The organism is Pseudomonas sp. 18175 (assembly GCF_050432925.1).
GTDB lineage: Bacteria > Pseudomonadota > Gammaproteobacteria > Pseudomonadales > Pseudomonadaceae > Aquipseudomonas.
In genome coordinates, this window is sequence record NZ_JBKFTO010000006.1 from 116,961 (window position 1) to 136,302 (window position 19,342).

Consider the following 19,342-nt stretch of genomic DNA (forward strand, 5'->3'; position numbering starts at 1 on the left):
CAAACCATGATCCCGACGGTGGACGTTACCGACCGTCCGGCCCCGGCCCCGCGTGCCAAGGTGGAAGCCGGCGTCAAGCTGCGCGGCGCCGAGAAGGTTGCACGCATCCCGGTGAAGATCATTCCGACCACCGAACTGCCGAAGAAACCCGACTGGATCCGCGTGCGCATCCCGGTTTCGCCGGAAGTCGACCGTATCAAGGCCCTGCTGCGCAAACACAAGCTGCACAGCGTGTGCGAAGAGGCCTCCTGCCCGAACCTGGGCGAGTGCTTCTCCGGCGGCACCGCCACCTTCATGATCATGGGTGACATCTGCACCCGTCGTTGCCCGTTCTGCGACGTCGGCCACGGCCGGCCGAAGCCGTTGGACGTGAACGAGCCGGAAAGCCTGGCCATCGCCATCGCCGACCTGCGCCTCAAATACGTGGTGATCACCTCGGTAGACCGCGACGACCTGCGTGACGGCGGTGCCCAGCACTTCGCCGACTGCATCCGCGAGATCCGCAAGCTGTCGCCGAACGTGATGCTTGAAACCCTGGTGCCGGACTACCGCGGCCGCATGGACGTAGCGTTGGAAATCACCGCCGCCGAGCCGCCGGATGTGTTCAACCACAACCTGGAAACCGTACCGCGCCTGTACAAGGCCGCGCGTCCGGGTTCGGACTACCAGTGGTCGCTGACCCTGCTGCAGAAATTCAAGCAGATGATGCCGCACATCCCGACCAAATCCGGCCTGATGCTGGGCCTGGGCGAGACCGACGAAGAAGTGATCGAAGTCATGAAACGCATGCGCGAACACGACATCGACATGCTGACCCTGGGCCAGTACCTGCAACCGTCCCGCAGCCACTTGCCGGTGCAGCGTTTTGTGCACCCGGACACCTTCGCCTGGTTCGCCGAGGAAGGTTACAAGATGGGCTTCAAGAACGTCGCGTCGGGCCCGCTGGTACGGTCTTCGTACCACGCTGACGAGCAGGCCAAGCTGGTCAAGGCGAGCCTGGTTTCTTAAGTCGCGCCGCATATTGAATGTGGATTCGGGCTTGTGTGGGAGCGGGCTTGCTCGCGAATGCGGTGTTTCAGTCACCTGATTAGTTGATTGACACTCCGCTTTCGCGAGCAAGCCCGCTCCCACATTTCGTTCTGCGTTATTTAGGGAGAGTCGTGGATGACCACCGCCGTACCCGCATTGCGTGCCGAGGGCACCATCGCCCTGATCGCCCCCGCCGGCCCTGCCGCGCTGGATGTGGAAAAAGCCGGGCAATGGATGCGTGCCCGCGGATACGACCTACGAATCTTCCCCGGTGTTTACGAACGCGACGGCTACCTCGCCGGCAGCGATGAAATACGCCTTCGCGACCTGCACGCGGCCTTCGCCGACCCCGAAATCGACGCCATCTTCTGCTTGCGCGGCGGCTACGGCACCCCACGCCTGCTCGACAGCCTGGACTTCGACCTGCTACGCGCCAACCCCAAGCCTTTCGTGGGTTACAGCGACATCACCGCCCTGCACTTGGCCATTAGCCGCTACGCCGGCTTCGTGACCTTCCACGGGCCGATGCTCAATGCCGACCTGCTGGGCGATAAGCAACAGCCTACCGAGTCCTCGCTGCTCAGTATGCTACGTGGCCAACTGGGCGCTGGTAGCGTGTTGGCCCACCCGGTGGCCTATCCGTTGACCACCATCGCGCCTGGCGTTGCCTGTGGGCGCTTGTTAGGCGGCAACCTGTCGATGATTGCGGCGGTCATGGGTACACCCTACGAGATTGACGCCGAGGGCATCATCCTGCTGATCGAAGACGTCAACGAACCGATCTACCGGATCGACCGCCTGCTGACCCATCTGCGGCTGGCGGGCAAGCTGGCGCAGGTTGCCGGTGTGTTGGTAGGGTATGTGGCGGGGGTGGATAACCAGGCGTTGGTGCGTTTGCTCAAGCAGACGTTTGAGCCGCTGTGCATTCCGGTGTTGGCGGGCTGGCGCAGTGGGCATTGCGACCCGAATCTCACACTGCCAATGGGCGCGTTGGTGAAGCTGGATGCGGGGGAGCAGCGGGTGGTGTTGGAGCAGGATGTAGTCTTTAGATAATTGTTGTCTGTGATGGCCTCTTCGCGAGCAAGCCCGCTCCCACATTTAACCGTGTACATCCTTTGGAACGCGGTCAAATGTGGGAGCGGGCTTGCTCGCGAAGGCGGCAGTAGCCATAAGCCGCTCTAACGGTTCTGCAACGACTCCAACAGCTTCACCGTCGGATACCCATCCGCTGGCCACCCCAGCGCCTGTTGCGCCGCACGAATCGCCTTGCGCGTATTGGCACCGATAATCCCATCCGGGTTGCCCGCGTCGTAGCCGTTGTTGCTCAGCGCGGTTTGCAGGTCGATACGCTGCGAGCGACTCAGCGGCAACTCATCCTTCGGCCACTCGCCACGAATCACTCCGCCACCGCCAAAGCGCTCCGACAGCAGGCCTACCGCCAGTGCGTAGGACGAGGAGTTGTTGTATTTGAGGATTGCGCGGAAGTTATCCAGCACCAGAAACGCCGGGCCACGGTAGCCAGCCGGCAGCAGCAGCGCGGCGGACAGTTGGTCGACGTTGGGTGGCATGCTCGCCCCCGGAGGTAGTTGGATACCCAGCTTCATCCACTCGGCAACGGTCTTGCGGATGCCACCATCGGCCAGGGCGTAGTCGAAGTTCGTCGGCAGTTGTTTCACCTCAAAGCCCCACGGCTGGCCTTTCTGCCAGCCGGAGCTTTGCAAATAGTGCGCGGTAGAAGCGAGGGCGTCGGCTGGGCTGTTCCAGATATCGCGGCGACCGTCGCCATCGAAGTCGACGGCGTGGGTGTTATAGGTGGTCGGGATAAATTGGGTCTGGCCCATGGCGCCGGCCCAGGAGCCTTTCATCTGGTCGGCCTGGATATCGCCGTGCTGGATGATCTGTAATGCCGCCAGCAATTGCGCCTGCGCGAACGCCGGGCGACGGCCTTCATAGGCCAGGGTCGCCAGCGAGCGGATCACTGAGTTATTGCCCTGGAACTGGCCGAAGTTACTTTCCATACCCCACACCGAAACCAGTGCCTGGCGATCAACGCCGTAGCGTTGCTCAATGCTTTGCAGGATGTCGGCGTATTTCACCAGCAAGGCCTGGCCATTACGCACGCGCACCGGCGACAGGGCGCCGTCGAGGTATTCCCACACCGGGCGGGAGAATTCCGGCTGGCTGCGGTCAGCGCGGATCACGGCCATGTCAGGGGTGACGTTGGCGAAAGCGTTGTCGAACACCGCGGCGGTGATCCCGGCTTGCAGTGCCTGCGCGCGGAAACCGGCCTGCCACTCAGCAAAGGTCTGGGTTGGCTGGATATCGAGGTTGTCCACCGCCAGGGGCGCCACCACAGCGGGGGCCACGCTCGGTGCGGTCTGGAGTTTTGGCAGGGGTTGAGCGTCGGCAGCGGTGGGTTTTTCCGCGCAGGCGACTAGCAGAATGAGGCTGGAGGCAGCGATCAATTGGCGAAGGTGCCAACGACGGGAAAGACAAGAGGGCATGCACAGGTCCAGGGATTACAAATCAGGTGCAGACCTTATCATGTTCGGAGGGGCGCTTGCCTTTAGGCAGCCAGAAAGTAAGAAGCCTCCCAGCTATTAGACTGGAAGGCTTCGCGGCGGTAGCTGCCTTTGCCCTTGCCGGCGCGTTCCTGACGGCTGCGGAACAGTGGCTGGGCGATGATGGATTTGGCCTTGTTGGGGCCATGCTTGGATGGCTTTTTGCTCATGGTCGTCTCTCTCTGAGTGGGTTGAAGCGGTGCAAATCATCTGCCGAAGTGGTGCGGCTGTAAAGACTGGCACACTTCAGAAATTGTAAATGCGATCAAAAATGTGGGAGCGGGCTTGCCCGCTCCCACATTGGATTTGTGGTGTTTTTGAGAGAGGGGTTACTCGGCGGGAAGAGGCAGGCGCTGACCGGCCATCAACAGCGACAAGCGGCTCAAGCTCATCCACGGCGAACCCGCTGCTTGCCCCTTGATCTGCGCGTCAATACGCTGCGCTTCCAGCAACAATTGCGCCCAGCGTTGCGCCGAGTGCCGTTGCAGGGCTTTGCTCATCAGGGGTTTTCGCTTGTCCCACACCGGTGGTCGGGCTTGGCTGAAGCACTTGTCCAGCGGCGTGCCCTGGCTGTATTGCAAGGCAATATTGGCCAGTACCCGCAGCTCACGGGCCAGGGCCCAGAGGATCACCGGCGGCTCCACGCCTTCGCCGCGCAGGCCTTCAAGCATGCGCAGGGCGTGGGCGGGCTCGCCGTTGAGGATCGCATCCACCAGCCCGAACACATCAAAACGCGCACTGTCGGCCACTGCGCCTTGCACGGTTTCGACAGTGATCTGCCCGTCTTCGGCCATCAGCTTAAGCTTTTCGATTTCCTGGGCGGCGGCAAGCAAGTTGCCCTCGACCCGGGCAGCGATCAACTCCACCGCATCCTGGGTGGCCGACAATCCCGATTGGGACAAGCGCTGGCGAATCCACTGCGGCAACTGGTTGCTGTCCACCGGCCAGATCTGGATGAACTGGGTGTGTGCCCCTTCCACCAGGGCCTTGCCCCACTTGGTTTTCTGCGCGCTGCCATCGAGCTTGGGCAGGCTGATCAGCAGCACCGTGTCCTCGGCGGGACGCGAGCAATACTCCATCAAGGCTGCCGCACCTTTGTCGCCAGGCTTGCCCGAAGGCAGGCGCAGTTCCAGCAGGCGTTTTTCGGCAAACAGCGACATGCTCGCACCGGCTTGCAGCAGCGTACCCCAATCGAAACTGGCATCGGCGGCAAACACCTGGCGTTCATCGAAACCTTGCTGGCGCGCGGCGGTGCGAATGGCATCGGCGGCTTCCTGGCACAACAGCGGGTCATCCCCGCTGACGATATAGACAGGCGCAAGGCCGCCTTGCAGGTGTTTGGTGAGTTGGGCGGGGGCGAGTTTCATAGGCGGGGCGAACGGGGCGCTTGTGGCGCCCCGTCTGGCTTACTCGACAGGGACTTCAACAGGCGATTGTTTCGGCGTGTTGTCTTCGTACTCTTTCGCCGCCTTCAGTGCATCGGCGTCGGCCTTGGCCTTGTTGTCAGCGGCTTGCTGCAAGGTTTCAAGTTGTTCCGGAGTCAGCATCGACAGGCGCAGAACCATGCGCTGTACCAGCTCACGACGCATTTCCTTGCGCACCTGAATGATTTCGGAGTCCGAGCCCACCAGGTTGTTGCCGTCGTGGCTCACGATCTTCTGTACTTCGATCTTGTCGCCCATCAGTGGCAGGTGGTCGCGGCCCTGGATCTCGAAGTTGAGCACGGTGCTCAGTTCGATGTCAGAGGCGCGCCCGGCACTGGCGTAGCTCAGGTTGCGCTGGGTTTCTTTTTCATTGGCCAGGAACAGCTTGTAGGTCGCGCCGGTGTAGACGTGAACGCCGCTGTTATCAAGCACCTGGCGCAGTTGGGTTACGGTCTCGCTGTAGGCGTCGCGGGCGCTGACGTCCAGTTCCTTGATCGCCAGGTCGTTGGTGCCGGTGCCGCGCAGCTGGAAGCCGCAAGCGCTCAGCAGTACGGCAAGGCCCATAACCAGCAGGTTGCGTTTGATCATTTTGTTGCTCCCCTTGAAACCATGTGGGCCTTATCGAGGCCCTGAAGGCTTTGTTCGGCGCGGGGCTTGGGCCCCACGCCCGATCCGATTAGCTAGCGACGATATTGACCAGTTTGCCAGGCACCACGATCACTTTGCGGATCGTCAGGCCTTCGGTGAAGCGCAGCACGTTCTCGTTGACGCGTGCGACGGCTTCGACTTCTTCGCGGGTAGCGCTGGCAGGCATGTCGATTTGGCCGCGCAGTTTGCCGTTGACCTGAATCACCAGTTGCAGGGTGTCCTGGACCAGGGCGCTGTCGTCCTGCACCGGCCAGCGAGCGTCGATCACGGCACCGCTGTGACCCAGACGGTTCCACAGGTCGTGGCTGATGTGCGGTGTGATCGGCGCCAGCAGCAGGGTGACCGTTTCCAGGCCTTCTTGAATCAGCGCGCGATCCTGTTCGGTCGCTTGCGGGGCTTTTTCCAGCACGTTCATCAGTGTCATCACCTGGGCGATGGCGGTGTTGAACTTGTGGTTCTGGCCCACGTCCTGGCTGGCTTGCTTGATGGCCAGGTGGGTGCTGCGGCGAATGACTTTCTGCTCGTCGGTCAGGCCGGCCACGTCCAGTTTGCCCGGCAGGCCCTGGCTGATGTGAGCGTGGGCCAGGCGCCAGACGCGCTTGAGGAAGCGGTGCGAACCTTCAACGCCGGAGTCGGACCATTCGGCGCTCATGTCGGGCGGCGAGGCGAACATCATGAACAGGCGGCAGGTGTCGGCGCCGAACTGGTCGATCATCGATTGAGGATCAACGCCGTTGTTCTTCGACTTGGCCATCTTCTCGGTGCCGCCGATTTCCACCGGCAGGCCGTCGGCGATCAGCTTGGCGCTGATGACCTTGGCTTTGCTGTCGCGCTCAAGCTCGACGTCAGCCGGGTTGAACCAGGTGTAGGCGCCATTGGCTTCACGGCGATAGTAAGTCTCGGCGACTACCATGCCCTGGGTCAGCAGGTTCTTGAACGGCTCATCGGAGCTCACCAGGCCTTCGTCGCGCATCAGCTTGTGGAAGAAACGCGCGTACAGCAGGTGAAGGATGGCGTGTTCGATACCACCGATGTACTGGTCAACCGGCAGCCAATGGTCGGCGGCGGATTTTTCCACCAGGCCACCCTCGTAGTGCGGCGAGGCGTAGCGGGCGTAGTACCACGAGGACTCGACGAAGGTGTCCATGGTGTCGGTTTCACGCTTGGCAGGCTGGCCGCATTTCGGGCAGCTGCACTCGTAGAACTCGGGCATGCGCGCCAGTGGCGAGCCGGCGCCGTCCGGCACTACGTCTTCCGGCAGTACGACCGGCAGTTGGTCTTCCGGTACCGGCACGTCACCGCAGGTTTCGCAGTGGATGATCGGGATCGGGCAGCCCCAGTAGCGCTGGCGGCTGATGCCCCAATCGCGCAGGCGGAACTGGGTGCGCGAGGCGCCCAGGTTTTTCTTGATCAGCGCCACTTCCATGGCGTCGAAAGCGCCAGGGAAGTCGAGGCCGTCGAACTCGCCGGAGTTGATCAGCGTGCCATGCTCGCCGTAGGCGTCTTGCCACGGGGCTGGGTTGGTGTCGCCGGAGCTGGTACGTACCACCGACTTGATCGGCAGGTTGTACTTGGTGGCGAATTCGAAATCGCGCTCGTCGTGGGCCGGCACCGCCATTACGGCGCCATCGCCGTAGTGCATCAGCACATAGTTGGCGACCCATACCGGCAACTTCTCACCAGTCAGTGGGTGCTCAACAAACAGCCCGGTCGGCAGGCCTTTTTTCTCCTGAGTGGCGACGTCGGCCTCGGCCACGCTGCCGCCTTTGCATTCGGCGATGAACGCCTGCAGCTCAGGGTTGTTCTGTGCAGCTTGGGTGGCGAGCGGGTGCTCGGCGGCCACGGCGACGTAAGTCGCTCCCATTAAAGTGTCCGGACGGGTAGTGAAGACTTTGAGTGCGCCAGCAGCGCCGATGGAATCGACGTTGTACGGGAACTGCACTTCCATGCCCTTGGACTTGCCGATCCAGTTGCGCTGCATGGTCTTGACCTGTTCAGGCCAGCCCGGCAGGTCGTCGAGGCTCGACAGCAGTTCATCCGCGTAGGCGGTGATCTTGAAGTAGTACATCGGGATTTCGCGCTTTTCGATCAGCGCGCCGGAACGCCAGCCGCGACCGTCGATCACCTGTTCGTTGGCGAGTACGGTCTGGTCGATCGGGTCCCAGTTCACGGTACCGCTCTTTTTGTAGATCACGCCTTTTTCGAACAGGCGGGTGAACAGCCATTGTTCCCAGCGGTAGTAATCCGGCTTGCAGGTGGTCACTTCGCGGGACCAGTCCACTGCAAGGCCCAGGCTGCGCAGCTGGGTCTTCATGTAGGCGATGTTTTCGTAGGTCCACTTGGCGGGCGCTACGTTGTTTTTCATCGCGGCGTTTTCCGCCGGCATGCCGAAGGCGTCCCAACCCATGGGTTGCAGGACGTTCTTGCCTTGCATGCGCTGGTAGCGGGAAATCACGTCACCGATGGTGTAGTTGCGCACGTGCCCCATGTGTAGCTTGCCGCTGGGGTAAGGGAACATCGATAGGCAGTAGTAAGTCTCCTTGCCTGGCTGTTCACTGACTTCAAAGGACTTTTGCTCGTCCCAGAAGGTTTGGGCGGCATTTTCGATTTCACGGGGCTGATATTGTTCGTGCATGGCTACTTTTGAACTGAATAGGGGTGGCCTAATCCTCTTCGGTGCATTGCTCGGGTTGGTCGACACCAAAAAGCGGCGCGTCCGTGCCCAAACCCTGCGGGAAGTGGAGTTACAGGAAGCGCCGTAGCATACATGACCCCACTCTATCGAGGGAAACCCTGATTACGCGGCAAGGGCCGTCTGTCGCGGCGCCAGGCACGCGCAGCCACGAGGACTACGCTGTTTATTGGGGAGTGAGTCATATCTTCAATGAGGTGAGGGGATGGTTGAATCGCAGCGAATCGCAACGAAACCGGAAATCTACGAAGGACTGATCGACCGATTGGGTCGTGCATTGGATGCAGCGAGGACAGCAGGTCGATTGCGTGACGAACGGCCTGTGGAGTTGGAACTGCGCGGTCTGAGCCGTGCGGAGCTGGAACTGATCAAGGCTTATCTGGAACGGAATGGGCGCAGTGCGCCTCCTTGGGTGGCTACCCCGCCCGTCAAGGAGCCTACGCACTCAGCCAAGGTAGTGTGGCTCAAGGACGTGTCGGCCGGTCGTGGCCCGGAAAAGCTCCGGTCCGCCCGCTACAAGTAATTCACTCCCCCCTGAGTAGCACTGTCGCGCTATGTCACTGTAAAGATTGTCGCTAAACCCCGTTACACCTTAGGCTTCGGGCATCAATGGAGATGCCCGATGCCTATTCGTTACTTCCTCAAACAATTGCTTTTGCCGCCTGGCATTTTCCTGCTGTTGCTGGCGTTTGCCTGGTGGTTGCGTCGTAGTCGCCCCCGTTTGGCAGGTGTGTGTTTTGCCCTTGGGTTTGGTGGCCTGTGGCTGATCAGCCTGCCGGTGATGGTGGAGTGGGGCGCGCGTGCCCTGGAGACCACGCCGCCTTTAGCGCGGGAAGACTGGTCGACACTGGCCCAGCGCGCCGACGCCATTGTGGTACTGGGCTCGGGACGCGAGCGTGGCGACCCCGCCTGGGGCACCGACCAGCCCACTGGCATAGGCCTGGAACGCCAGCGCTATGCCGCGCGACTGGCCAAGGCTTCCGGGCTGCCGGTGCTGACCACCGGCGGTCTGCATTACGACACGCCCCCCAGCGAGGCGGAACTGATGGCGGTGTCGATGCAGGATGACTTCGGCGTGACGGTACGCTGGAAGGAAGAACGCAGCCGTACCACCTGGGAAAACGCCCAGATGAGCGCCGAGATTCTATTGCCCCAAGGTATCAAGCGCGTGGTGGTCGTGACCCAGGCCTGGCATATGCCGCGCTCGGTGTGGAGCTTTGAAAAGGCGGGGTTCACCGTGGTGCCTGCGCCAGTTGGATTCCTGGGCGTGGACAATGCCCGGCCGCTGGGCGGCTGGATGCCGGAGTTTGTGTCGGTGTGGCGCAGTGGGCAGTTGATCAATGAGGCGGTGGGGCAGGTTGGTTACCGGTTGTTTTACCGTTAGCACCGCTGGTTGAAATGCAGATCAAAAATGTGATGCTGTTAGACGGTCTTGGACATGCGGGAAGCGAGCAGCGCCCAGCCAAACAGCAGCAAACACACAATAATCAACGGCCACGACCGCCATTGCAGGTACGGCGTGAGGTTGTGCATCGGCACCACTTCGCCATACAGGATGCCGCGTTCGAACTGCGGAATCTGCGCGGTGATTTGCCCAAACGGGTTGATCAACCCGGTCACGCCATTGTTGGTGGCGCGGATCATCCAGCGACCAGCCTCCAGTGCGCGCATCTGCGCCATTTGCAGATGTTGCAGCGGGCCAATGGAGCGGCCGAACCAGGTGTCGTTGCTGATGGTCAGCAGCAAATCGCTTTGGGCCGATAGGCCGGCGGCGAACTCCGGATACACCACTTCGTAGCAAATAAATGGCGCAATCTGATAGCCCTTGGCCTGCAACATCGGTTGGTCGGCGGGGCCGCGGGCGAAGTCGGACATGGGCAGGTCGAAGAAGGCGATCAGTCCGCGCAGCATGTCTTGCAGTGGAACGTACTCGCCGAATGGCACCAGTTTCTGCTTGAGGTAAGTACCGTCACCTTCGCCGACAACAGTGATGCCATTGAAGTAGCGCTTCTGGTGATGCACTTCCTGGCGGATCGGTACGCCGGTGATCAGCGCGGTGTGCCGGTCGGCGGCGAACTTGCCCATCATGCCCAGGTAGCCTTCCACCGACTCCTTGAGCACTGGCACTGCGGTTTCCGGCCACACCAGCAGGTCCACCGGCTTGGAGCTGAAGCTCATGTCGCGGTACAGCGCGAGCTGTGCATTGAGCTGTTCCGGGTCCCACTTCATGCTTTGCTCGACGTTGCCCTGAATCGCGGCCACGCTCAGCGGCGCGCCGGACGGGGTGGTCCAGGCGTGGTGTTTAAGCGCCAGGCCGATGGCCCAAGGCGCTACCAGCAACACCAAGCCCGCGCCGATAAAGGCATTGCGCTGGGTAGCCAACAGGCGCGGCAGGTTGCACAGCAGGGCGGCCGTCAGCGCCAGGGCAAAGGAAATCAGCCACATCCCACCCAGCGGCGCCAGGCCGGTGAGGGGACCGTCCAGTTGGCTATAACCGGAGTACAACCACGGGAAACCGGTCAGGAACCAGCCGCGAAACGCTTCCTGGCCCACCCACAAGCCCGCGAAGGTCAGTGCATCCGCCAGCGGTGCCTCGTTGCGACGTAACCAGCGCGCCCACAACCAGGCGGGCAGGGCGAAGAACCAGGCGATGGCGGCGGTGAACAGCAGCATCAGGAACCCCGCCAGCAGCACCGAAGCGCCGCCGAAGTGGTGGATGCTGTAGTAGATCCAGCTGGTGCCGGCGCCGAACAGGCCGAAACCGAAACACCAGCCACGGCCCAAGGCCTGGCGGGGTGTCAGTTCCCGCAGCCCGATATAGAACAATCCGACCGCCACCAGTGCAAACGGCCACAGATCGAACGGCGCCAGCGCCAGGGTGGTGATAGCACCGGCCACCACGGCCAGCAAATTACCGGGCCAGCCGGGAGCGGTGAGACGGCGCATTTCAGTCCTTAACGGGCAATAGGTGTCAGGCGAATCAAGTGAATTCGGCGGCTATCGGCATTCAAGATGCGGAAGCGATACGCGCCAATTTCGGTGGTTTCGTTACGTTTTGGCAGATGGCCAAACGCACTCATCACCAGGCCGCCAACGGTGTCGAATTCATCGTCGGAAAATTCGCTGTCGAAGAACTCGTTGAAGTTCTCGATCGGCGTAAGTGCCTTGACTAAAAAGTCACCGCTGGGCAGTGGCTTGATGTAGCTGTCTTCTTCAACGTCGTGTTCGTCTTCGATGTCGCCGACGATCTGTTCCAGCACGTCTTCAATGGTCACCAGGCCAGCTACGCCGCCGTATTCGTCGATCACAATGGCCATGTGATTGTGGTTGGCGCGAAATTCACGCAGCAGCACATTCAGGCGCTTGGATTCGGGCACGAAGGTGGCCGGACGCAGCAGGTCCTTGATGTTGAAGCTGTCGCCGTTCTCCTTGAGGATCAGCGGCAGCAGGTCCTTGGCCAGCAAAACGCCCATGACGTCATCGTGGCTTTCGCCGATCACCGGGTAGCGCGAGTGCGCGGAGTCGATCACGGCCGGGAGGAACTCCCGTGGGGTCTGGGTCGCCTTGATGCTGATCATCTGCGAGCGCGGGACCATGATGTCCCGTACTTGCAGGTCAGCCACCTGGATGGCGCCCTCGACAATGGCCAGCGCTTCGCTGTCCAGCAACTTGTTCTGGTGGGCCTCGCGCAAGAGCTCCAGCAGCTCCTGGCGGTTTTTCGGCTCGTGGGCAAAAGCCTGGGTCAGTTTACCCAGCCATGACTTCTGCCCGTTGCTCGATCGGTCTTCGCTCATAGCGATTACTCTAAATCCTTTGTTGTTTCAGTTGAGTGTCTTAGTTTTCGTCATCTGCGTAAGGGTCTGGATGACCCAATTCTGCAAGCAACGTTTGTTCCAGTGTTTCCATTTCCTCGGCTTCGTCATCGTCTATATGGTCGTAACCCAAGAGATGCAAGCAGCCGTGGATGACCAGATGGGCCCAGTGGGCCTCAAGGGCCTTGCCTTGTTCCTTCGCTTCACGCTCGACCACCTCGACGCAGATCACCAGGTCGCCCAGCAGGGGGATGTCCAGTAACTCATCGGGTACGTCAGCGGGGAAGGACAGCACGTTGGTCGCGTAGTCCTTCTGGCGCCAGGTGTGGTTCAGTTCGCGGCCTTCGGGCTCGTCCACCAGGCGGATGGTCAGTTCCGAGTCGGCAGTGCGCTGGCGCAAGGCCAGGGTGCACCATTGACGGAACTGTTCTTCGCTGGGGGCTGGCGCTTCAGTGGCCAGTTGCAGGTCTAGCTCAAGCATCGCGGCGAACGTCCTTGGACAGCCCATCATCGCGGTGCTCGAAGCGCTCGTAGGCCTCGACAATGCGCTGCACCAGCGGGTGGCGAACCACATCCTTGGGCGAGAAGTGCGTGAAACTGATGCCCGGCACGTCCTTGAGCACTTCGATCACATGGCTCAAGCCCGACTTGGTGCCCTTGGGCAGGTCAACCTGGGTGATGTCGCCGGTGATAATGGCCGTGGAACCGAACCCGATGCGGGTCAGGAACATCTTCATCTGCTCGACCGTGGTGTTCTGGCTTTCGTCGAGGATGATGAAGCTGTTGCTCAAGGTGCGGCCGCGCATGTAGGCCAGTGGGGCGATCTCGATCACCTGACGTTCGATCAGCTTGGCCACGTATTCAAAGCCAAGCATCTCGTAAAGCGCATCGTAGAGCGGGCGCAGGTACGGGTCGATTTTCTGTGCGAGGTCGCCGGGCAGGAAGCCGAGCTTTTCGCCCGCTTCGACCGCCGGGCGCACCAGCAGGATGCGGCGCACTTGTTCGCGCTCCAGGGCATCCACTGCACAGGCCACGGCCAGATAGGTCTTGCCGGTACCGGCGGGGCCGATGCCGAAATTGATATCGTTGCCGAGGATTGCCTTGACGTACTTCTGCTGATTCAAGCCCTTGGGGCGAATCATGCCTTTCTTGGTACGCAGGGCCACGCTGGCTTCGGCAACCGGGTTGTTGGCCAGGTCTTCCACAGCCGATTCCTGCAGGTACAGGTGCACGGTTTCCGGCGACAGCTCGCTACCCTTGGTTTCGCGGTAGAGGCGGCGCAGCAGGTTTTCTGCGGATTGAGTGGACTGGGTTTCACCCACGAGCTCGAACTGATTGCCGCGATTGCGGATCTCGATGCCCAGGCGTTGTTCGATCAGGCGCAGGTGCTCGTCGAACTGTCCGCACAGGTTGGCGAAACGGCGAGCCTCAAACGGCTCGAGGAGAAAACGATGGGGTTCTACTATGGGTGCGTTCAAGGTCGCTTTTAGCCGCCCTTTGGCTGTTGAGGTGAAAGAGAGAATAACGCCAGTGGCGCGGGTACGAAAGCACTTACGTCATCGGAATGTTGCGCAGTGCCAATGTGGGAGCGGGCTTGCTCGCGAATGCGGTGTGTCAGTTAATACATGTAGCGACTGACACACTGTATTCGCGAGCAAGCCCGCTCCCACATTTTGATCGTCATCAGGTCATACAGATCAATTGATCAGCGAGCCCCGCAACGAGTGCGGTTGGGCCGCATCGATGTGCACATCGGCGAACTGGCCGATCAGGGTTGGATCGGCGCAACGGAAGTTGACGATCCGGTTGTTCTCGGTACGGCCCTGCAATTCGCCCGGGTCTTTTTTCGAGTAGTCGGTGACGAGGATGCGCTGGGTCGAGCCGACCATTTGTCGGCTGATCTCAAAGCCTTGCTGGTTCAACCGGTGTTGCAGCGCGTTGAGGCGCTCTTTTTTCAGTTCTTCCGGGGTCTCGTCCACCAAGTCGGCGGCCGGTGTGCCGGGGCGCTGGCTGTAGACGAACGAGTAGGAGAAGTCGAAACCAACGTCTTCGATCAGCTTCATGGTCTGCTGGAAGTCTTTCTCGGTTTCGCCTGGGAAACCGACGATAAAGTCCGAGCTGATGCAGATCCCCGGCACCGCCGCCCGCAGTTTGCGCAGTTTGGATTTGTATTCCAGGGCGGTGTGGTTGCGTTTCATCGCCGACAGGATGCGGTCCGAGCCCGATTGCACCGGTAGGTGCAGGTGTTTGACCAGTTCCGGCACTTCGGCGTGGGCCAGGATCAGGCTGTCGGAAAATTCCAGCGGGTGCGAGGTGGTGTAGCGAATGCGCTCAATACCGTCCACAGCCGCCACTACGCGGATCAGCTCTGCCAGGTCGGCCAGCCGCCCGTCGTGGGTCAAGCCGCGATAGCCGTTGACGTTCTGGCCCAGCAGGGTCACTTCGCGCACGCCGTTTTCGGCCAGGTGGATGATTTCTGCCAGTACGTCGTCAAACGGCCGGCTGACTTCTTCACCACGGGTGTAGGGCACCACGCAGAAGGTGCAGTACTTGCTGCACCCTTCCATCACCGACACATAGGCACTCGGCCCGTCGATGCGCGGCTCGGGCAAGTGGTCGAATTTTTCGATTTCGGGGAATGACACATCGACTTGCGGCAGCTTGGTGACACGTGCGGCGTCGATCATTTCCGGCAGGCGGTGCAGGGTTTGGGGGCCGAAGACCACATCGACATAGGGCGCGCGGTCGCGGATGGCGGCGCCTTCCTGGCTAGCCACGCAACCGCCGACGGCGATCACCATGTCCGGGTTGGCCAGTTTCAATTCACGCCAGCGGCCCAGCTGGGAGTACACACGGTCCTGGGCCCGTTCGCGGATCGAGCAGGTATTGAGCAGGATCACGTCGGCATCTTCGGCGCGGGCGGTGACTTCCAGGGCCTGGTGTTCGCCCAGCAGATCGACCATGCGCGAGCTGTCGTACTCGTTCATCTGGCAACCGTGGGTTTCGATGTAAAGCTTCTTGGCCATGGGAATCGTCAACTGGTGGTAAAGAACCGCGCATTATAGGGGGCATGCCCATTGGTTCCTAGCGTTGTGCATCGGGTGCCATGCTATAGTTCGCGCCCTCTTTTATATCCCCGATGTGTTATTCGCCCACCATGACCAAACGTGAAGCTCCAATCTATAAGGTGATATTCCTCAACCAGGGCCAGGTGTTCGAAATGTACGCCAAGCAGATCTATCAAAGTGATCTGTGGGGGTTCCTGGAAGTGGAAGAATTCGTCTTTGGCGAGCGCACCCAGTTGGTCGTCGACCCGGGCGAAGAGAAACTCAAGGCTCAGTTCGAAGGCGTGGTGCGCAGTTTTGTGCCGATGCATTCGATTGTGCGCATCGACGAAGTGGAGCGCTTGGGCACGCCGAAGATCAGCGAGGCGCGGGGTGTGGGTAATGTGATGCCGTTTCCGATGCCGATGCCTGAGAAGTAAGCCTTTAGGCCGCGTCGCACCCTTCGCGAGCAAGCCCGCTCCCACATTTAACCGAGTTCCAGCGCTGGAATGCAGTCGAATGTGGGAGCGGGCTTGCTCGCGAAGAGGCCCTCAAAAGCATTGGAGATTTAGGGCAAGGGTGAGAAAGGCGAGCGCCCATCGGCACTCTGCAATTCCTGCAAGTAATTGCGGAAGATCTGCCCCAGCACCTGGGTCGCCACTTCCAACTCATCACGCTGCATATGCTCGGCCACTTCGTCGGCTGTATCCAGCGCATCCTCAGCACCGTTGACCGCCGCCATCTTCAGCACGATATACGCCTGGACGTTATTGGCCGGCACGCCTTCGCCTTTGAAGAACATGTTGCCCAGTTCGAATTGCGCCTGAGCGTGGCCCTGCAACGAGGCTTTCTCGAAGTAGCTCAAGGCTTTGTTGAGGTCGCGGGCGGGGTTCTTGCTGTCGTGGTAGTACTCGCCCAACTCGTATTGCGCCTGCGCATCCCCGCCGTCGGCCTGTTTCTGGCACGCGCTCAGGGCTTCGGCCTGGCTGTCTGGCTGGGTATTGAGGGTGCAACGACCCATCGCTGGGATTAACAACGAGTTGCCGCCTGCTTGTGCATGTGCCAGCAGCGGCTGAAGGAGCAACAGGCAGCCCAGAACCAGGGTGCGGCCGGTGCGTTTCATGGGAATCGACTTACCTCTGACGGGGCACGCGGACCCTCGCGGGATCCAATAAGCGCGCATTATGAAATAAGCAGGCCTCTGCTTACAAAGTCTTTACTCGTTTTTCTGCTGGTTGGGCAAGTTATCTGCCGGATTGCAGGTGAATTCTCGGAAAAACTCGGAAATACCTGTCAGCAAAGTAGCAAATCAGACACCGTTTGAGCGGTGCCTGATTTTTTCAGGCCATTTATTTCAGGGCAGCGAACGCGCGCTCGGCGGCATCGAGCGTCAGTTTCAGCTCGGCTTCGCCGTGGGCGATCGAGGTGAAGCCGGCTTCGAACGCGCTTGGCGCGAGGTAAACGCCGCCTTCCAGCATCAGGTGGAAGAAGCGCTTGAACAGATCGGCATCGCTGCCCATTACGTCATCAAAGGTGACGATATCGTCGGCGCCGCTGAAATACAGGCCGAACATGCCACCCGCTTGGGTTGTAACAAACGGGATACCGGCTGCGTCGGCACGTTGCTGCAGGCCATCGAGCAGGCGGGTGGTGTAGTCGGTCAGTTCGGCGTGGAAACCCGGGCGGCTGATCAGGCGCAGGGTAGTCAGGCCTGCAGCCATGGCCAATGGGTTACCCGACAGGGTGCCCGCCTGGTACACCGGGCCTAGTGGCGCGATGTGCTGCATGATTTCGCGCTTGCCGCCGAAGCAACCCACCGGCATACCGCCGCCGATGATCTTGCCGAAGGTGCTCAGGTCCGGCGTCACGCCGTAGTAAGCCTGGGCGCCGCCGAGGGCCACGCGGAAACCGGTCATCACTTCGTCGAAAATCAGCACCACGCCGTGCTTGTCGCATTGCTCGCGCAGGCCTTCGAGAAAGCCCGGCGCCGGTGGCACACAGTTCATGTTGCCGGCCACTGGCTCGACGATGATGCACGCCACGTCCTGGCCCACTTCATTGAGCATCTGCTCGACGGCGGCGATGTCGTTGAACGGCAGGGTCAGGGTGTGTTTGGCAAAGGCCGCCGGTACACCGGCCGAGCTTGGCACGCCTTGCGTCAGCAAGCCGGAACCGGCTTTCACCAGCAGGCTGTCGGAGTGGCCGTGGTAGCAGCCTTCAAACTTGATGATGCTGTCGCGGCCGGTGAAACCACGGGCCAGGCGGATTGCGCTCATGGTGGCTTCGGTGCCGGAGCTGACCATGCGCACCATTTCCATCGACGGCACGATGGCGCACACCAGGTCGGCCATCTCGGTTTCCATGGCGGTCGGGGCGCCGTAGGACAGGCCGTGTTCCAGCTGCTTGCGCACCGCGTCCAGCACGTCCGGGTGGCTGTGGCCGAGGATCATCGGGCCCCAGGAGCCCACGTAGTCAACGTAGCGCTTGTCATCTTCGTCGGTGACGTAGGCGCCTTCGGCATGTTTGAAGAACAACGGCGTGCCGCCCACGCTCTTGAACGCACGCACGGGGGAGTTCACACCGCCGGGGATGTGCTTCTGGGCATTGGCAAACAGCGTTTCGGAACGGGACATGATGGGGCTCTCTAAAATCAAATCTTAAGAAGGTCGTTAAAGGCGCGGGCACGACGCGTGACTTCCTGGGTGCTGTCAGCACCGAACAGGCCGTGAACCACCGCCAGCAAATCAGCACCATGGGCCACCAGCGGCTCGGCGTTCTCCAAGGTCACGCCGCCGATCACGCAGATCGGCAACTGCAACCGCGAACGGGCCTGGGTCAGCATTTCGACGGTAGCGGCCGGGGCGCCGGGCTTGGTGTTCGAATTGAAGAAGCGACCGAAGGCGACGTAGCTGGCGCCTTCTTTGGCCGCTTGCTCGGCCAGTTCGATCTGGCTGTGGCAAGTGGCGCCGATGATTGCTTTGGAACCGAGCAGCGCGCGGGCCGGGGTTAGCGGGCCGTCGGTCTGCCCCAGATGCACGCCGACGCCCAGGCGTGCGGCCAATTCGGCGTCGTCGTTGATGATCAGTTGGGTCTTGTAGCGCGAGCACAACTCCCGAAGTTTTTCTGCCTCACGCAGGCGCCGGGCGTCGTCGCCGCTTTTGTCGCGGTATTGCAGCAGGGTCACGCCACCGTCCAACGCCGCTTCGACGTAGGCGAGGAATTTGCCGGCCAACAGTTCGCTGTCGGTAATGGCGTAAAGGCCACGTAGTTTCATCGGGCAGGCCTCTTATTAAGTCTTACGAGCAGAAGTCCAGCGGCAACCGGCGCGGTACGAACTGGCCTTGGCCGAGTTGTTCAGCGTCTCGCAGGGTGCGCCAAGTGTAGTTGAGCGCCGATTGCACGGCGCTGACCAGGCCTTCGCCCTGGGCGATTCGCCCGGCCAGTGCACTGGCTAGTGTGCAGCCAGAACCGTGATAGCTGCCGGGCAGGCGCTGGCAGGTGAAAGTCTGCTGCGTGCCGTCGCGGCTATAGAGGCGGTTGTGCACTTCACGCTCGTCACCATGACCGCCGGTGATCAGCAGGTGCTTGATAAACGGCAGCAGCTTTGCGGCGCATTCGTCCGCGGTGCCTTCGGGCAGTTCGGCGAGGATGCGGGCTTCGGGCAGGTTCGGCGTGGCGATCAGCGACAGCGGCAGCAAGCGCTCACGCATCGCAAAGCCCACCTCGTCCTTACCCAGGCTGCCACCGCCGCCGGCGCGCAGCACCGGGTCGCACACCACCGGCAAGTGCGGGTGCGCTTGCAGCAGTTCGACCACGGTGTCGACCATCGCAGTGGAGCCGAGCATGCCCAGCTTGACCGCCGCCACATCGGAGTCGCCGAGTACGGCATTGGCCTGGGCCAGTACCCACTCGCGGTCGAGCACGCGGAAATCGCTGACATTGACCGTGTTTTGCACGGTCAGGGCGGTGACGGCCGGAGCCGCATGACAGCCCTGGGCAAGCAGGGCTTCAATATCTGCCTGCAAGCCGGCGCCACCACTGGGATCATGGCCGGAGAGACAGAGAACAACGGGGCGAGAGCTGTAGATATTCATGGTGCGCGAGCTTACCACCAAACGCTTTTTGCGTGGCT

19 protein-coding genes are annotated in these 19,342 nt (G+C 61.2%); 5 read left to right on the forward strand and 14 right to left on the reverse strand.

The features are described from left to right. The first annotated feature begins 6 nt into the window (after positions 1–6). Together lipA and ACLD1Y_RS10355 are read left to right on the forward strand one after the other, a co-directional pair. Entirely contained in the window at positions 7–1,008 is a 1,002-nt protein-coding gene (gene lipA / locus ACLD1Y_RS10350) for a lipoyl synthase (protein WP_017735632.1), read from the forward strand. 156 nt (positions 1,009–1,164) lie between these two features. After that, positions 1,165–2,082, forward strand: a complete 918-nt coding sequence (locus ACLD1Y_RS10355; RefSeq protein WP_429477793.1) for a S66 peptidase family protein — start codon at positions 1,165–1,167, stop codon at positions 2,080–2,082. A gap of 125 nt (positions 2,083–2,207) precedes the next feature. On the opposite strand, the gene ACLD1Y_RS10360 is transcribed toward ACLD1Y_RS10355, so the two are convergent. The 5 genes from ACLD1Y_RS10360 to leuS form a co-directional block, all read right to left on the reverse strand. Further along, positions 2,208–3,533 carry a lytic murein transglycosylase gene (locus tag ACLD1Y_RS10360; RefSeq protein ID WP_429477794.1) on the reverse strand — a complete coding sequence of 442 codons (1,326 nt, stop codon included), beginning with the start codon at positions 3,531–3,533 and terminating at the stop codon, positions 2,208–2,210. Between the two features lie 62 nt (positions 3,534–3,595). Next, positions 3,596–3,760, reverse strand: coding sequence for an alternative ribosome rescue factor ArfA (gene arfA / locus ACLD1Y_RS10365; RefSeq protein WP_003176285.1), 165 nt, complete (start codon positions 3,758–3,760; stop codon positions 3,596–3,598). A gap of 159 nt (positions 3,761–3,919) precedes the next feature. Beyond that, on the reverse strand, positions 3,920–4,957 hold the full coding sequence (holA, locus tag ACLD1Y_RS10370) for a DNA polymerase III subunit delta (RefSeq protein ID WP_429477797.1): 1,038 nt from the start codon (positions 4,955–4,957) through the stop codon (positions 3,920–3,922). 39 nt (positions 4,958–4,996) lie between these two features. Next, entirely contained in the window at positions 4,997–5,602 is a 606-nt protein-coding gene (gene lptE / locus ACLD1Y_RS10375) for an LPS assembly lipoprotein LptE (protein WP_429477799.1), read from the reverse strand. 88 nt (positions 5,603–5,690) lie between these two features. Further along, on the reverse strand, positions 5,691–8,297 hold the full coding sequence (gene leuS, locus ACLD1Y_RS10380; RefSeq protein ID WP_429477801.1) for a leucine--tRNA ligase: 2,607 nt from the start codon (positions 8,295–8,297) through the stop codon (positions 5,691–5,693). A 262-nt stretch (positions 8,298–8,559) separates the two neighbouring features. Between leuS and ACLD1Y_RS10385 the strand changes: the two genes are divergently transcribed. Continuing rightward, the gene (locus tag ACLD1Y_RS10385; RefSeq protein WP_429477803.1) at positions 8,560–8,877 is read left to right on the forward strand and encodes a hypothetical protein; all 318 of its coding nucleotides are present in this window, start codon (positions 8,560–8,562) and stop codon (positions 8,875–8,877) included. A 99-nt stretch (positions 8,878–8,976) separates the two neighbouring features. Further along, positions 8,977–9,738, forward strand: a complete 762-nt coding sequence (locus ACLD1Y_RS10390) for a YdcF family protein (RefSeq protein ID WP_429477805.1) — start codon at positions 8,977–8,979, stop codon at positions 9,736–9,738. Between the two features lie 38 nt (positions 9,739–9,776). Here the strand turns inward: ACLD1Y_RS10390 and lnt are convergent, their stop codons facing one another. From lnt to miaB, 5 genes are all read right to left on the reverse strand, one after another. After that, a complete protein-coding gene (lnt, locus tag ACLD1Y_RS10395) occupies positions 9,777–11,300 on the reverse strand; it encodes an apolipoprotein N-acyltransferase (RefSeq protein WP_429477807.1) in 1,524 nt (507 codons plus the stop codon). 8 nt (positions 11,301–11,308) lie between these two features. After that, entirely contained in the window at positions 11,309–12,148 is an 840-nt protein-coding gene (locus ACLD1Y_RS10400; protein WP_005791724.1) for an HlyC/CorC family transporter, read from the reverse strand. 40 nt (positions 12,149–12,188) lie between these two features. Then, entirely contained in the window at positions 12,189–12,647 is a 459-nt protein-coding gene (gene ybeY, locus ACLD1Y_RS10405) for an rRNA maturation RNase YbeY (RefSeq protein ID WP_429477809.1), read from the reverse strand. After that, entirely contained in the window at positions 12,640–13,644 is a 1,005-nt protein-coding gene (locus ACLD1Y_RS10410; protein WP_429477811.1) for a PhoH family protein, read from the reverse strand. The genes ybeY and ACLD1Y_RS10410 overlap by 8 nt, the downstream gene beginning before the upstream one ends. A 219-nt stretch (positions 13,645–13,863) precedes the next feature. Next, a complete protein-coding gene (gene miaB, locus ACLD1Y_RS10415; protein ID WP_429477813.1) occupies positions 13,864–15,192 on the reverse strand; it encodes a tRNA (N6-isopentenyl adenosine(37)-C2)-methylthiotransferase MiaB in 1,329 nt (442 codons plus the stop codon). A 131-nt stretch (positions 15,193–15,323) separates the two neighbouring features. On the opposite strand from miaB, the gene ACLD1Y_RS10420 reads away from it, so the two are divergent. Beyond that, on the forward strand, positions 15,324–15,650 hold the full coding sequence (locus ACLD1Y_RS10420; RefSeq protein WP_040071161.1) for a DUF1820 family protein: 327 nt from the start codon (positions 15,324–15,326) through the stop codon (positions 15,648–15,650). Between the two features lie 128 nt (positions 15,651–15,778). On the opposite strand, the gene ACLD1Y_RS10425 is transcribed toward ACLD1Y_RS10420, so the two are convergent. From ACLD1Y_RS10425 to ACLD1Y_RS10440, 4 genes are all read right to left on the reverse strand, one after another. Then, positions 15,779–16,333, reverse strand: a complete 555-nt coding sequence (locus tag ACLD1Y_RS10425; protein WP_176998516.1) for a tetratricopeptide repeat protein — start codon at positions 16,331–16,333, stop codon at positions 15,779–15,781. A 226-nt stretch (positions 16,334–16,559) separates the two neighbouring features. Beyond that, entirely contained in the window at positions 16,560–17,843 is a 1,284-nt protein-coding gene (gene hemL / locus ACLD1Y_RS10430) for a glutamate-1-semialdehyde 2,1-aminomutase (protein ID WP_429477815.1), read from the reverse strand. A gap of 17 nt (positions 17,844–17,860) precedes the next feature. After that, positions 17,861–18,484: a thiamine phosphate synthase gene (gene thiE / locus ACLD1Y_RS10435; RefSeq protein ID WP_429477817.1), complete on the reverse strand. Its 624-nt coding sequence runs from the start codon at positions 18,482–18,484 to the stop codon at positions 17,861–17,863. 22 nt (positions 18,485–18,506) lie between these two features. Beyond that, entirely contained in the window at positions 18,507–19,304 is a 798-nt protein-coding gene (locus ACLD1Y_RS10440) for a hydroxymethylpyrimidine/phosphomethylpyrimidine kinase (RefSeq protein WP_429477819.1), read from the reverse strand. Between the last annotated feature and the right edge of the window lie 38 nt (positions 19,305–19,342).

Excerpts from the sequence above, each read along its gene's own strand:
- ACLD1Y_RS10400 (WP_005791724.1), bottom strand. The coding sequence starts at position 12,148 with ATGAGCGAAGACCGATCGAGCAACGGGCAGAAGTCATGGCTGGGTAAA.
- ACLD1Y_RS10390 (WP_429477805.1), top strand. The coding sequence starts at position 8,977 with ATGCCTATTCGTTACTTCCTCAAACAATTGCTTTTGCCGCCTGGCATT.
- ACLD1Y_RS10440 (WP_429477819.1), bottom strand. The coding sequence starts at position 19,304 with ATGAATATCTACAGCTCTCGCCCCGTTGTTCTCTGTCTCTCCGGCCAT.
- miaB (WP_429477813.1), bottom strand. The coding sequence starts at position 15,192 with ATGGCCAAGAAGCTTTACATCGAAACCCACGGTTGCCAGATGAACGAG.
- ACLD1Y_RS10425 (WP_176998516.1), bottom strand. The coding sequence starts at position 16,333 with ATGAAACGCACCGGCCGCACCCTGGTTCTGGGCTGCCTGTTGCTCCTT.
- ACLD1Y_RS10385 (WP_429477803.1), top strand. The coding sequence starts at position 8,560 with ATGGTTGAATCGCAGCGAATCGCAACGAAACCGGAAATCTACGAAGGA.
- leuS (WP_429477801.1), bottom strand. The coding sequence starts at position 8,297 with ATGCACGAACAATATCAGCCCCGTGAAATCGAAAATGCCGCCCAAACC.
- ACLD1Y_RS10355 (WP_429477793.1), top strand. The coding sequence starts at position 1,165 with ATGACCACCGCCGTACCCGCATTGCGTGCCGAGGGCACCATCGCCCTG.
- ACLD1Y_RS10360 (WP_429477794.1), bottom strand. The coding sequence starts at position 3,533 with ATGCCCTCTTGTCTTTCCCGTCGTTGGCACCTTCGCCAATTGATCGCT.
- ybeY (WP_429477809.1), bottom strand. The coding sequence starts at position 12,647 with ATGCTTGAGCTAGACCTGCAACTGGCCACTGAAGCGCCAGCCCCCAGC.
- thiE (WP_429477817.1), bottom strand. The coding sequence starts at position 18,484 with ATGAAACTACGTGGCCTTTACGCCATTACCGACAGCGAACTGTTGGCC.
- hemL (WP_429477815.1), bottom strand. The coding sequence starts at position 17,843 with ATGTCCCGTTCCGAAACGCTGTTTGCCAATGCCCAGAAGCACATCCCC.
- lnt (WP_429477807.1), bottom strand. The coding sequence starts at position 11,300 with ATGCGCCGTCTCACCGCTCCCGGCTGGCCCGGTAATTTGCTGGCCGTG.
- ACLD1Y_RS10420 (WP_040071161.1), top strand. The coding sequence starts at position 15,324 with ATGACCAAACGTGAAGCTCCAATCTATAAGGTGATATTCCTCAACCAG.
- arfA (WP_003176285.1), bottom strand. The coding sequence starts at position 3,760 with ATGAGCAAAAAGCCATCCAAGCATGGCCCCAACAAGGCCAAATCCATC.
- lptE (WP_429477799.1), bottom strand. The coding sequence starts at position 5,602 with ATGATCAAACGCAACCTGCTGGTTATGGGCCTTGCCGTACTGCTGAGC.
- lipA (WP_017735632.1), top strand. The coding sequence starts at position 7 with ATGATCCCGACGGTGGACGTTACCGACCGTCCGGCCCCGGCCCCGCGT.
- holA (WP_429477797.1), bottom strand. The coding sequence starts at position 4,957 with ATGAAACTCGCCCCCGCCCAACTCACCAAACACCTGCAAGGCGGCCTT.